A 12,159-nucleotide genomic window follows, 5' to 3' on the forward strand; every position below is an offset into this window, starting at 1 on the left:
TCTTTCCAAAGAACCGGCGCAGCGCGGCATTTCGCGACCGCGCGCCGAGCTTACTAGAGAAAAACCATCGCGTGGAATCAACCGATCATGCCGCCGCTCGAAAAAGGCATGACAGATCTCAGAGGACTTCCATCATGACGCTCTCCCTTTCCCTTCGCTCGCTCGGCCTCGCGGCCATGCTCGGCATGTCGGTTTCGACCGCAGCCCTCGCCCAGAACCTCACCATCGGCGTGCGCGCCGGCCCGGAATCGATCGACCCGGCCTACACCGCGACCGGCACCCATGCGGAAGCATTGAAGCATGTCTTCGACACGCTGACCTGGTCCGGCGACAAGCTGCAGATCGAGCCACGCCTCGCCTTGAGCTGGAAGGCGATCTCCTCCGACGTTTGGGAGTTCAAGCTTCGTCCGGGCGTGAAATTCCATGACGGCTCGGACTTCACCTCCGAGGACGTCAAATTCTCGATCGAGCGCGTCGCGGTCGTCTCCGGCCCCAACCCGACGACGCCTTATGTCCGCCGCGTCCAGCAGATCAAGATCATCGATCCGCTGACGATCCAGCTCACCACGGACGGGCCTGCGCCGACCCTGCCGAACGATTTCGTCCGTCTCTTCATCGTCTCGCACAAGGCCGCGGCCGGCCTCACCAAGGACACCGCCAACGAAGCCTTCAACAGCGGCAAGGCGGCGATCGGCACCGGACCTTACAAGTTCGTTTCCTGGACGCCCAAGGACCAGCTCGTGCTCGAGCGCTTCGACGGCTTCTGGGGCGAGAAGCAGCCCTGGGCCAGGGTCGTCCGCAAGGAACTGCCCAATGACGCCGCTCGCGTCGCCCAGCTCAAGGCGGGGCAAGTGGACCTCATCGTCCGCGTGCCGGCCTCCGACGTGCCGACCCTCAAGCGCGACGCCAAGCTGACGGTGTCCTCGATCGACTCCATCTATGTCTTCAACATGGAGATGTCGATGAAGGACAATCCGCCCGGCGTCACCGCCAAGGATGGTTCGGCTCTGCCGAAAAACCCCTTCGCAGACCCGAAGGTTCGCGAGGCGGTCGACCTCGCCATCGATCGGCCGGCGCTCGTCGAGATCGCGATGGAAGGCCTCGGTGCACCGGCGAACCAGCTCATGACGCCGGAGATCTTCGGCTTCAACAAGAGCCTGCCGCCGCGCAAGCCCGATCTCGCCAAGGCCAAGGCGCTGCTTGCCGAGGCCGGCTATCCCAACGGCTTCAAATTCGCGTTCGCCTTCACCAGCGATCGTCTGCCGGGTGACCGCCAGGTCGGCACCTCGATCGCGCAGATGCTGGCGCGCGCCGGCCTCGATGTCAGCGCCAATGCCCAGCCCAGCGCGGTCTTCTTCCCGGCGCGGACACGTGGCGACTATGCGGTCAGCATGTCCGGTTGGGGCACGCTGACCGGCGAGGCGAACTACACGCTCTCCTCCGTCGCCCACACCAACGATCCGGCCAAGAGGCTCGGCGCCTTCAACGTCACCGGCTACTCCAACCCGGTCATGGACAAGCTGATTGAGGACGCCGCCATCGAGATGGACGAAGCCAAGCGCTCGGCCTTCCTCCAGCAGGCCAATGCCCTGGTCGCCACGGACCGGCCGCGCCTGCCGATCGTCACGGTCGGCTCGGCCTGGGCGATGCAGAAGGACAAGGTGACGCTCGCAACGCGCATCGACGAGGACACGCTGGCGATGGACATCAAGCCCGCCAAGAAGTGAGGATCTCTTCCTTCTCACCACCGATCTCGCGCTTGCCCGAGATCGGACATAGCGTGCGCAGGTTGGGAACACCCGACATGCGGGGGAGAAGGTGTCTGCGAAGCAGACGGATGAGGGAAGTCTTGCCTCATCCGTTCTTCCCTCATCCGTCAGCGCTACGCGCTGCCACCTTCTCCCTCGAGGGGAGAAGGGTTTGCCGCCGAGGTTCCACCAGATGACCAACATCGCTCTCGCCATCCATGGCGGCTGCGGCACGCTGCCCAAGGCCGAGATGACCGACGCCGAATGGGCGCAGGCCCGGGCCGATCTGGCGGCCTCGCTGCGCGCCGGCTGGGCGATCCTCGCCAGGGGCGGCACGGCGGTGGATGCCGTCGAAGCGGCCGTGCGCGTGATGGAGGATTCGCCCCATTTCAATGCCGGCCACGGTGCTGCCTTCAATGCCGATGGCGAGCATGAGCTCGACGTTTCGATCATGGATGGAGAGACGCTGGCGGCCGGCGCGCTCTGCGGCGTCAAGCGCATCAAGAACCCGGTCAGCGCAGCCAAGGCCCTGATGCGGCGCGGCGATCCGCTGCTGCTGGCGGGCGCGGCCGGAGACGCCTTCGCCGACCATGAAGGCCTCGACATGGTCGAGAACGAGCATTTCTCGACCGAACGCCGCCGCAAGAACCTCTCCTCGATGAAGATCCGGGAACTGGTCGGCACGGCCTCGGAGGCGAGCGAGGCGGAAAAGCACGGCACGGTCGGCGCGGTCGCGCGCGATGTGCACGGCCATCTCGCCGCCGCGACCTCGACCGGCGGCTACACCAACAAGCCGGTCGGGCGCGTCGGCGATTCACCCATCATCGGGGCTGGCACCTATGCCCGTGACGGCCGCTGCGCCGTCTCCGGCACCGGCAAGGGCGAGTATTTCATTCGCTATTGCGTCGGCCACGAGATCGCATCCCTGATCGCCTATAAGGGGCTGAGCCTGAAACAGGCGACCGACACGGTCCTGGCCGAATTGACGGCGCACAAGATCGGCGCCGGCCTCGTCGCCATCGATGCGGATGGCACCATCGTCGCGCCCTATAATTCCGAAGGCATGTATCGCGGCTGGGTCACGCCCGACGGGCTCGTCCATGTCGCGACCCATGGTGACGTCGAGATGGCGGGGCAGGCATGAGCACAGCCGAACCTATCCTGATCTGGGGCGCAGGCGCGATCGGCGGCACGCTGGGCGCCTATTGGGCTCGCGCCGGCATCCCTGTCCTCCTCGTCGATATCGTGCCTGAGCATGTCGAGGCCTGCCGCACGACAGGCCTTGCGATCACCGGGCCGATCGAGGCGTTCCGCCAGATCGTCCCGGCCGTGACGCCGGCCGAATTGACCGGCACCTATCAGCGCATCGTGCTGGCGGTGAAGGCTGGTGCGACCGAAGCCGCAGTCGCGGCGCTGAAGCCGCATCTCGCGGCGGACGGCTTCGTGCTCTCGGCCCAGAACGGCCTCAACGAGTTGACGATCGCAGCCCAGCTCGGCGAGGCGCGTACCATGGGCTGCTTCGTCAATTTCGGCGCGGACTGGCATGGGCCGGGCGAGATTTTATACGGCAATCGCGGCGCGGTCGTCGTCGGCGAGCTCGACGGGGCGATGACGCCGCGCCTGCGCGAGATGCATGCGTTGCTGAAGCTCTTCGACCAGGATTCGGTCTTGACCGACAACATCTGGGGCTCGCTCTGGGGCAAGCTCGCCTATGGCGCGATGTTGTTCGGCACGGCGCTGACGGATGAATCGATGTCGGCGAATTTCGCCGATCCCGAGCGCCTGCCGGTCTGGCTCGCGCTCGGTCGCGAGGTCGGCGCGGTCGCCGCTGCGCGCGGCGTACGCTCGCTCGGCTTCGGCGCGTTCGATCCGATGGTCTTTGCGCCAGGCCAGCCTGAAGGCCCGCAAATCGAGACGATTGCCTGGCTCGCCGACTACACCTCCAAGACGGCGAAAACCCATTCCGGCATTTGGCGCGATCTGGCCGTGCGCAAGCGCAAGACCGAGGTCGATCCGCAAATCGGCATCATTGCGACGCTGGGCCGCGAGGCGGGCGTCGCCACCCCGGCGCTGATCACGCTGGTTTCGCTCATCCATGAGATCGAGGACGGCAAGCGCCCGCTCTCCTTCGCCACGCTGAAAGTCCTGCTCGACCAATGCAAATCCGCTTCGACAATCGCGTAGCCCTCGTCACTGGCGCAGCCCAGGGCATTGGCCGGGCCATCGCCACGGCGCTGGCCGAGGCCGGTGCGACCGTACACCTTGCCGATATCGACGCTGCGGGCGTGGCCGAGACAGCCAAGGCGTTCGGCGCGACGCCGCATGCGGTCGATCTTGGTACGCCCGAGGCGGCGAGCGCGCTGATAGCCGAGATCGTCGCGAAAAGCGGCAAGCTCGATCTCATGGTCCATGCTGCCGGTGGCGTGCGCGGGCAGGTCGGCCGGCCGATCGAGGCGATTTCCGAGGCCGATTGGCGCGTGATCTTCGCCGCCAATGTCGACGCTGCCTTCTTTCTCGCTCAGGCCGCCGCCCCGGTGATGCGGCAGTCCGGCTATGGCCGCATCGTCACGATCTCGTCGGGCGCGGGCCTGCGGCCGAGCCTCACCGGCATCCAGGCCTATGCCAGCGCCAAGCATGCGCTGGTGGGTTTGACCAAGCAACTCGCCTGGGAGTTCGGCCCTCATGGCATCACCGTGAACTCGGTCGCGCCGGGCTTTGTGCGCTCCAACCCGGCGACCGAGCGGCAATGGGAGAGCTATGGCCCGGAGGGGCAGAAGCGCCTGGTCGAGGGCATCCACACCCGCCGCCTCGGCACGCCCGCCGACATCGCGGCGGCGACGCTGTTCTTTCTCAGCGAGCAGGCCGGCTGGATCACCGGGCAGGTGCTGTCCGTGGATGGCGGGCGGTCTTAGGGCGTGCTGTTGCGTCGTCTCCCGCTGTCATTCCGGACAAGCCGCGTAGCGGCGCCGATCCGGAATCCATCGAAGGGCGATGCACTCTACGATGGATTCCGGGCCTCCGCTTCGCTGCGCCCGGAATGACGGCGTAGGGGTAAATCGCGCTCAAGCCTTAGGCAGGTCCGGCACGCGATAGGCCGTCGTCGACTTGATCCGCTCCATGGCGAAGCGCGAGGTCACGTTCTTCAACGGGATCGTCTCGATCAGCTTCTTGTAGAAGCCGTCATAGGCCGCCATGTCGGCGACGACGACGCGCAGCATGTAGTCGACATCGCCGGCCATGCGGTAGAACTCCATCACCTCCGGCATCGACGCGACCATCTGCGCGAACTTCTCCAGCCACGGCCCGGAATGGTCGGCGGTCTCGATCTGGACGAAGACGGTGAGCCCAAGCCCGATCTTCTCGGGCGCGACCAGCGCGACGCGTTTCACGATCACGCCGGACTGCTCCAGGCGCTGGATGCGCTTCCAGCACGGCGTCTGCGACAGCCCGACACGGTCGGCGAGTTCCGCGATCGAGATGTTGGCGTCCCCTTGCAGGACGGTGAGGATTTTTCGGTCGATCGCATCCATTCTCGTATTCCGTCCGTGAGGAGATGATTATATCTGTAGAGTGCCACAAATTGAGATTAATTATCTTTTTGAGGCTTCAGTCTTGTTTTCAGATAGAAAATCCTTTTCTCAATCTGTCAATGGGTGCGTTTCCGGCACTGCTTTCACGAAGGATTTGATCGATGGATCGCCGCCAGTTCCTGCTCGCCGGTTCCGCGCTGCTCGCCGCCGCACCCTTCGCCGGTGCGCGCGCCCAGGGCGCTGTCACCGCCCGCATCGGCTATATCCCGGTCATCGGCACGGCTCCTGTCTTCGTCGCCAATGGCGAGGGCTGGCTCAAGGAGGCCGGCCTCAATGCCAGCTTCACGGTGTTCGAATCCGGCCCGAACATGATCCAGGCCTTCGCCTCGGGCACGATCGATTTCTACGTCGCCGGCATCGCGCCGCTGGCGGTGGCGCGCTCGCGCGGCGTCGATGTCCGCGTCGTGGCTGCCACGGCGGTCGCGGAGAACGTCTTCGTCGCCGCGCCCACGCTGACGAAATTCTTCACGCCGGGCGCCACGGCGGCGGCCGCCTTCAAGGCCTATAAGGCCGCGACCGGCAAGGCCGCGCGCCTCGCCACCCAACCTGCGGGATCGGTTCCCAACACCACGCTGCAATACTGGCTCTGGGAGGTCGCCAAGGCCGACAAGGCCGATGTCGAGATCGTGCCGATGGGTATCGACGCGACCCAGCAGGCGGTGCTGGCGGCGGCCGTCGAGGGCGCGATCGTGCGCGAGCCGGCGCTGACCATCATCCAGACCCGCAACCCCGGCATCAAGCTGATCGCGGGCGGGCAGGAGCTCTTCCCCGGCCAGCCCGGCACGGTGGTGGCGGGCTCGGGAGCCTTCGTCACCAAGAACCCGGAGGTCGTGCAGAAGCTGGTCAACAGCCTGGTGCGCGCCGCCGATCTCATCGCCAAGAACCCCGACAAGGCCGCGCCTCATGTCGGGGCCGCGCTCGGCAAGGGCATCGTCGATCCCGAATTGATCCGCAAGGCGCTGACCTCGCCGGCGAGCACCTTCGAGATCGATCCGCGCAAGATCATCGAGCCGTCCCGCGTCATGCAGGCCTATCAGGTCAAGCTCGGTTCGCTCGATAAGGAATTGCCGTTCGACGGCTTGTTCGAGACGCAGTACTACGAGCGCGCGATCAAGACGGGCGGCTGACATCCTTGCAATCCCTTCGGGCTCCGGCCCTAGCCCTTGCGGGCCTCGTCGCCTTCCTGCTGCTTTGGGAGGCGATCCCCTTCTTCGGCCTCGTGAACCCGGCCTTCCTGCCGGGCCCGAGCGCCTTGCCGAAGGCGTTTTGGCGTGAGGTCACCTCGGGCGCCTGGCTTGCCGCGATCCTCGGTTCACTGGGCCATTACTTCACCGGCCTGATCACCGGCTCGGTGCTCGGCGCGGCGCTCGGCGTGCTCGTCGGCATGTCGCGTATCGCTGAAGAAGCCACGGCCTGGGTGGTGCGCCTGCTGCGGCCTATTCCCGGCCTCGCCTGGGTGCCCTTTGCCATCATCTGGTTTGGGGTGAACCCGTCAGCCGCGGTGTTCATCATCGCGATCGGCGTGTTCTGGATCGTTTTCTTCGCCGCCCAGGGCGCGATCCGCGGCGTCGATCGCGATCTGATCGAGGTCGCCGATGCCTTCGGCTTCCGCACGAGCTGGCAGCGCCTGACCAAGATCCTGCTGCCGGCTGCCATGCCCGGCATCCTCATCGGCGTGCGCACGGCGCTGGGCCAGGCCTGGATGGCGGTCGTCGCGGCCGAGATTTTTGGCGTCGCCGGCGTCGGCCAGCGCATGATGCAGGCCTCCAGCCTGCTCGCGACCGATATCGTGGTGATCTACATGCTGACCATGGCGGGGCTCTACGGCTTCCTCGACACCCTCTTCGTCGCCTTCCAGACATGGGTGCTGCGATGGAAAGCGTGATCGACATCAAGGCCCTCTCGCTGACCTTCACCCGCGATGGCGAGGCGACGGAGGTGCTGCGCAAGCTCGATCTCTCGGTCGCGCGCGGCGAGTTCCTGGCGATCGTCGGCCCGTCCGGCGTCGGCAAGTCGACGCTGTTGCGCGTCATCGCGGGCCTCGCCAGGCCCAGCGGCGGCGAGGTCGTGATCAATGCCGCGGATACTACCCGCCGGCCGGTCTCGCTCGTCTTCCAGGATTCGCGCCTGCTGCCCTGGCGCAAGGTCGCCTCAAATGTCGGCTTCGGGCTCGAAGGACAGGTCTCGCGTCACGAGCGACAGGCCAAGGCGCAGGAGATGCTCGATCTCGTGGGCTTGAGTTCGCTGGCCAATCGCTGGCCGCACCAGCTCTCCGGCGGCCAGCGCCAGCGCGTCTCGCTGGCGCGCGCGCTCGCAGTCGAGCCCGAGATCCTGCTGATGGACGAGCCGTTCTCGGCGCTCGACGCATTGACCCGCGAAAGCCTGCAGGACGAACTGATCCGCGTCTGGCAGCGCACCGGCAAAACCGTGCTCTTCGTCACCCACGACATCGACGAGGCGGCCTATCTTGCCGACCGCGTCGTCATCCTCTCCGGCGCGCCGGGCCAGATCATCGCCGAGCACAGGATCAATGCGCCCCGCCCGCGCAAGCGCGGCGAGGCGGCCGAAGCCGAGATCGTGCGCGCGGTGCGATTGGGCCTGGGCGCGGATACGGTGGCAGACGGCGCGGCGATCTAAGGGCTCACTCTCCCTCGACATGCGCCTTGAACGCCTCGGCGAAGCCGGGGTGCCAGCGCGACAGCGGGGGGCGGTTCTCGATGATGTCGCCGATCGCCCAGGCCATGCGCTTCTCGTCGAGCGCGCGCGGCGTGTCGTTGTCGGGGCAGAGAATGTAGAAGTCGCCCGCGCCCAGTCGCTCCAGCATGAAGTCGACCGTCTGCTCCGGCGTCCAGGCCCCGGCCGGCTGCTCGAGGCGCCCCTAGGCCGTGAGAGGCGTGTAGACGAAGCCGGGGATCAGGAGATGGGCGCCGACCTTGCAGCCCGCCGTCCCGCGCAGTTCATGCTGCAAGGCTTCGGTGAAGGCCTTCACGCCGGCTTTCGAGACATTGTAGGCGGGGTCGCCGGGCGGCGTGGTGATGCCCTGCTTCGAGCCGGTGTTGATGATCAGGCCCGGCGCGCCGCCGGCGATCATGCCGGGCGCGAAGATCTGCGTGCCGTTGACGATACCGCCGAGATTGACGGCGAGGATCCGCTCCCAGGTCTCAATCGGCCCGAACATCGCGCTGCCCGGCTGGATGCCGGCATTGTTCATCAGCACATGGACGGCGCCGAAGCGGGCCGTCACTTGCTCATGCAGGGCCTGAACCGCTTCGCGCCGCGCCACGTCGGTGGGCACGGCGAGCACGTTCTCCTCGCCGACGAGCGTCGCCAGCACCTGGCCGGCCGCCTTGAGCCCTTCCGCGTCACGGTCGGCGATGGCGACCTTCATGCCCAGCCCCGCGAAGGCGCGGGCGGCGGCGAAGCCGATGCCCGAGGCCGCACCCGTGACCACGGCGACATGTGAGGGGGCGATGGCGGCAGGCAGTGTGGCCATGATCAGCTTTCGACATTCCGGAGTGTCAGGCGCGCAGCTAAAGCAGCGCAGGCGGCGACATCATGGCGCGGTGCGCTGTTTCCGTGATTGCCTGAATATGACCGCCTTCTCCAAGCATCATCCGCTCCCAGCATCACAGTCTCCGGCATCACTGGCTTGTCATTGGCTCTGCCCGGCAAAGTCGGGCATTTGGGGAGCGAACCGGACAGGATGACGACCTAGCCCATGGCTCAAGATTTTCGACAAAGCTTCCTGCGCCAAGGCTTCCTGCGCAACGCCGTGTTGGCGCTCGCGCTGGTCGCGCCGGCGCTCGCCATCGCGGCTGAGTCGGCGCCCGTCAGTTCGCCGCGCGTCACGGCGACGCTGCTGTCGAGCCGCGACGCCGTCCAGCCCGGCGAGCGCTTCCAGGTCGCGCTCGTCCAGAAGATCGCCAGGGGCTGGCACACCTATTGGCAGAACCCAGGTGATTCCGGCGAGGCGACGCGCATCGACTGGGCTCTGCCGGCTGGCATGACGGCGAGCGAGATCCGCTGGCCCGCGCCCAAGGCCCTCCCGGTCGAGCCTCTGGTCAATTTCGGCTTCGAGGGCACGCTGCTATTGCCGGTCGAGATCGCCGTGCCCGAGAGCGCCAAGCCCGGCGAGCGGGTGACGCTGAAGGCCAATGCGACCTGGCTTGTCTGCGAGAAGATCTGCATTCCCGAGGAGGGTGCCTTCACGCTCGACCTGCCGGTCGAGGCGGCGGCGATCGTCGATGAGAACGCCCAGTCGCGCATCGATGCCACGCTGGCTGCCTTGCCGCAGCCCGCCGGCTTCAAGGCGAAGTTGACGGGCGATGGCGACAGGCTCGCGCTCTCGCTGCCTGGCCTGGGGGCGCAGGCGAGCGAGCTCCGCTTCTTCCCGCTCTCCGACACGCTGATCGAGCACGCCGCGCCGCAACCCGCCACGCCCGCCGCCGATGGCGTGAGCCTGCAGCTTGCCCGCTCCAGCGCGTTCAAGCTCGAGAACGCGGAACTCTCCGGCGTCGTCACCTTTAGGGAAGGCGGCCTGCCGCGCGCTCTTGCAGTGACTGTCGAGGCCGAGCCCGCTTTGCTGACCGCCGCGACGGGGGCAAGCGCTGCGCCGCGCCCGGCCGTGGTGCGGCTGCCGGTTCCGGTCGAGGGCGCCGATTTGACGCTCTGGGCGGCGCTCGCCTTCGCCTTCGCCGGCGGTTTGATCCTCAACCTGATGCCCTGCGTGTTGCCGGTGCTGTTCATCAAGGCGCTCGGCTTTGCGCAATTGGCGCGGGCGCATCGCGACGCGGTTCGCGAGCAGGGCGTGCTCTTCCTCAGCGGCGTGGTCGTGACCTTTATGATCCTGGCCGGCATCGTCGTCGGCTTCGCGGCGCTCGGCTCCAGCATCGGCTGGGGGTTCCAATTGCAATCGCCGCCCCTGGTCATCGGGCTTGCCGTCATCATGACGCTGATCGGCTTCAACCTGCTGGGCGCCTTCGAGGTCGGAACCTCCGCTGGAGGCGTGGGCCAGGACCTCGCCAGCCGGGGCGGCCGCCTGGGCGCTTTCATGACCGGCGCGCTCGCGGTGGTGGTCGCGACACCCTGTACGGCCCCCTTCATGGGCGCGGCGGTGGGCTATGCGGTGACGCAGCCGCCTGTCATGGGCCTCGCCGTCTTCCTGGCGCTGGCGCTCGGCTTCGCTTTGCCGGTCCTGGCGCTCTCCTTCGCGCCCGGCCTGTTGCGCCTGCTGCCCAGGCCCGGCCGCTGGATGGTGGTCCTGAAGCAGGCTTTCGCCTTTCCGATGTTTGCGACCGCGATCTGGCTGGTCTGGGTCGCTTCGGTGCAGGCCGGCCCCGGTGGCGTCCTGGCGGCGCTGATCGCGGTGCTGGCCGCGGGCTTCATCGTCTGGCTCGTCGGCGTCACGCGCGGCGCGGGCGCGGTGCGCCTGGCCGCTTCGGGCCTTGCCGCGCTGGTTGCGCTTGGCGCCGGCTGGTTCGTGCTGCAGAGCGCCGTACCCAGCGCCACCAACGAGGCGCGCGCCGGCGATATCCAGGCCTGGACACCCGAGCGCGTCGCAGGCCTGCAGGCCGAGGGCAAACCCGTCTTCGTCAATTTCACCGCGGCCTGGTGCATCACCTGCCTGGCGAATGAGCGCGTCGCGCTGTCGCGGCAGGAGGTCAAGGACGCCTTCGCCGAATTGAAGGTCGCCTCCCTCAAGGCCGACTGGACCAATCGCAATTCCGCGATCGCTCAGGCGCTGGCCGAACAGGGCCGCGCCGGCGTGCCGCTCTATCTGTTCTATCCCGGCAAGAAGGATGCGCAGCCCGAGATCCTGCCGCAATTGCTGACGCCCGATATGCTGGTCACGGCTGCGCGCCGTGCCGCCGGCAAGGAGATGAAGACCGCCTCCCGCTGAGAGTTCCCCCCGAAAAAGGAGACACCCCATGGAAGCCAGCCTGTCCCGACAGAGTTTCATCGTCGGCCTTGCTCTCGCCGGCCTTTCGCTGAGCGCGGGCTCCGTCCTGGCGCAGGGCGCCGCAAAGGTCGGCCAGCCCGCACCTGCCTTCCAGGCCGTCGACGCTGACGGCAAGACGCGCAATCTCTCGGAATTTGCGGGTAAGACCGTGATCCTGGAATGGACCAATGCCGACTGCCCCTATGTCCGCAAGCACTACAACAGCGCCACCATGCAGACGCTGCAGAAGGATATGGCCAAGGAGGGCATCGTCTGGCTCTCGGTCGTGTCCTCGCCTATGGGCGAGCAGGGCTATGTCGACGGCACCGCGGCCAAGGAACTGACGGCGAAGCGCGATGCCGCGCCGGCCGCCGTGCTGCTCGACCCCAACAGCAAGGTGGCGCGCGCTTACGGAGCGACGACGACGCCGCATATGTACATCGTCGATCCCAAGGGCACGCTCGCCTATATGGGCGCGATCGACGACAAGCCCTCATCGAACCCGGCGAGCCTCAACGGCGCCAAGAGCTACGTCCGGCAGGCCGTGGCCGAGCTGAAGGCCGGCAAGCCGGTCAGCGAAGCGGCCACCAAATCCTATGGCTGCGCGGTCAAATACGCGCCGCTGAGCTGAGGGAAGCTCGACGCTGAGCCTTTGGCCGGAAGCACCGGATCCGCGCAACGCCTCTTCCCTTCTCCCCTGGCGGGAGAAGGTGCCCCGGCAGGGGCGGATGAGGGGGCGCCGTGCCCTATCCGGTTAGCGTCGTGTTCAGCCAGGCGGAAAGCTCACGGCGCCCCCTTGTATCTTTGATTTGCCAGTCGGTTTTGTACCGGCGAGGTTTGAGGCGGAAGTCAGCCCGATCCCCCCTTGGGTGAGTTGAGCCCG

The 12,159-nt window shown here is 67.0% G+C and carries 10 protein-coding genes and 1 pseudogene; 9 read left to right on the forward strand and 2 right to left on the reverse strand.

Going from position 1 to position 12,159, the window contains the following annotated elements:
- The first annotated feature begins 134 nt into the window (after positions 1 to 134).
- From J2Y55_RS26325 to J2Y55_RS26340, 4 genes are all read left to right on the forward strand, one after another.
- Entirely contained in the window at positions 135 to 1,727 is a 1,593-nt protein-coding gene (locus J2Y55_RS26325) for an ABC transporter substrate-binding protein (protein WP_310159335.1), read from the forward strand.
- Between the two features lie 214 nt (positions 1,728 to 1,941).
- On the forward strand, positions 1,942 to 2,892 hold the full coding sequence (locus J2Y55_RS26330; RefSeq protein WP_310159336.1) for an isoaspartyl peptidase/L-asparaginase family protein: 951 nt from the start codon (positions 1,942 to 1,944) through the stop codon (positions 2,890 to 2,892).
- Positions 2,889 to 3,932 carry a ketopantoate reductase family protein gene (locus tag J2Y55_RS26335; RefSeq protein WP_310159337.1) on the forward strand — a complete coding sequence of 348 codons (1,044 nt, stop codon included), beginning with the start codon at positions 2,889 to 2,891 and terminating at the stop codon, positions 3,930 to 3,932. The genes J2Y55_RS26330 and J2Y55_RS26335 overlap by 4 nt, the downstream gene beginning before the upstream one ends.
- A complete protein-coding gene (locus J2Y55_RS26340; RefSeq protein WP_310159338.1) occupies positions 3,905 to 4,660 on the forward strand; it encodes an SDR family NAD(P)-dependent oxidoreductase in 756 nt (251 codons plus the stop codon). The genes J2Y55_RS26335 and J2Y55_RS26340 overlap by 28 nt, the downstream gene beginning before the upstream one ends.
- 150 nt (positions 4,661 to 4,810) lie before the next feature.
- Here the strand turns inward: J2Y55_RS26340 and J2Y55_RS26345 are convergent, their stop codons facing one another.
- Positions 4,811 to 5,278, reverse strand: coding sequence for an Lrp/AsnC family transcriptional regulator (locus J2Y55_RS26345; protein WP_092170895.1), 468 nt, complete (start codon positions 5,276 to 5,278; stop codon positions 4,811 to 4,813).
- Positions 5,279 to 5,439: 161 nt separating this feature from the next.
- Between J2Y55_RS26345 and J2Y55_RS26350 the strand changes: the two genes are divergently transcribed.
- The 3 genes from J2Y55_RS26350 to J2Y55_RS26360 are packed head-to-tail and all read left to right on the forward strand — an operon-like array spanning position 5,440 to position 7,975.
- Positions 5,440 to 6,465 carry an ABC transporter substrate-binding protein gene (locus tag J2Y55_RS26350; protein WP_310159341.1) on the forward strand — a complete coding sequence of 342 codons (1,026 nt, stop codon included), beginning with the start codon at positions 5,440 to 5,442 and terminating at the stop codon, positions 6,463 to 6,465.
- A gap of 5 nt (positions 6,466 to 6,470) precedes the next feature.
- A complete protein-coding gene (locus tag J2Y55_RS26355) occupies positions 6,471 to 7,223 on the forward strand; it encodes an ABC transporter permease (protein ID WP_310159343.1) in 753 nt (250 codons plus the stop codon).
- A complete protein-coding gene (locus tag J2Y55_RS26360) occupies positions 7,211 to 7,975 on the forward strand; it encodes an ABC transporter ATP-binding protein (protein WP_310159345.1) in 765 nt (254 codons plus the stop codon). The genes J2Y55_RS26355 and J2Y55_RS26360 overlap by 13 nt, the downstream gene beginning before the upstream one ends.
- A gap of 4 nt (positions 7,976 to 7,979) precedes the next feature.
- On the opposite strand, the pseudogene J2Y55_RS26365 reads toward J2Y55_RS26360, so the two are convergent.
- Positions 7,980 to 8,831 (reverse strand): annotated as a pseudogene (locus J2Y55_RS26365) (SDR family NAD(P)-dependent oxidoreductase).
- A gap of 225 nt (positions 8,832 to 9,056) precedes the next feature.
- Here J2Y55_RS26365 and J2Y55_RS26370 point away from each other — a divergent pair.
- A complete protein-coding gene (locus J2Y55_RS26370; protein WP_310159347.1) occupies positions 9,057 to 11,237 on the forward strand; it encodes a protein-disulfide reductase DsbD family protein in 2,181 nt (726 codons plus the stop codon).
- Positions 11,238 to 11,265: 28 nt separating this feature from the next.
- A complete protein-coding gene (locus J2Y55_RS26375) occupies positions 11,266 to 11,907 on the forward strand; it encodes a thioredoxin family protein (protein WP_310159349.1) in 642 nt (213 codons plus the stop codon).
- The last annotated feature ends 252 nt before the right edge of the window (positions 11,908 to 12,159 follow it).

This window comes from Allobosea sp. BE125, from assembly GCF_031456075.1.
In the GTDB taxonomy this organism is placed as follows: Bacteria; Pseudomonadota; Alphaproteobacteria; order Rhizobiales; family Beijerinckiaceae; genus Allobosea.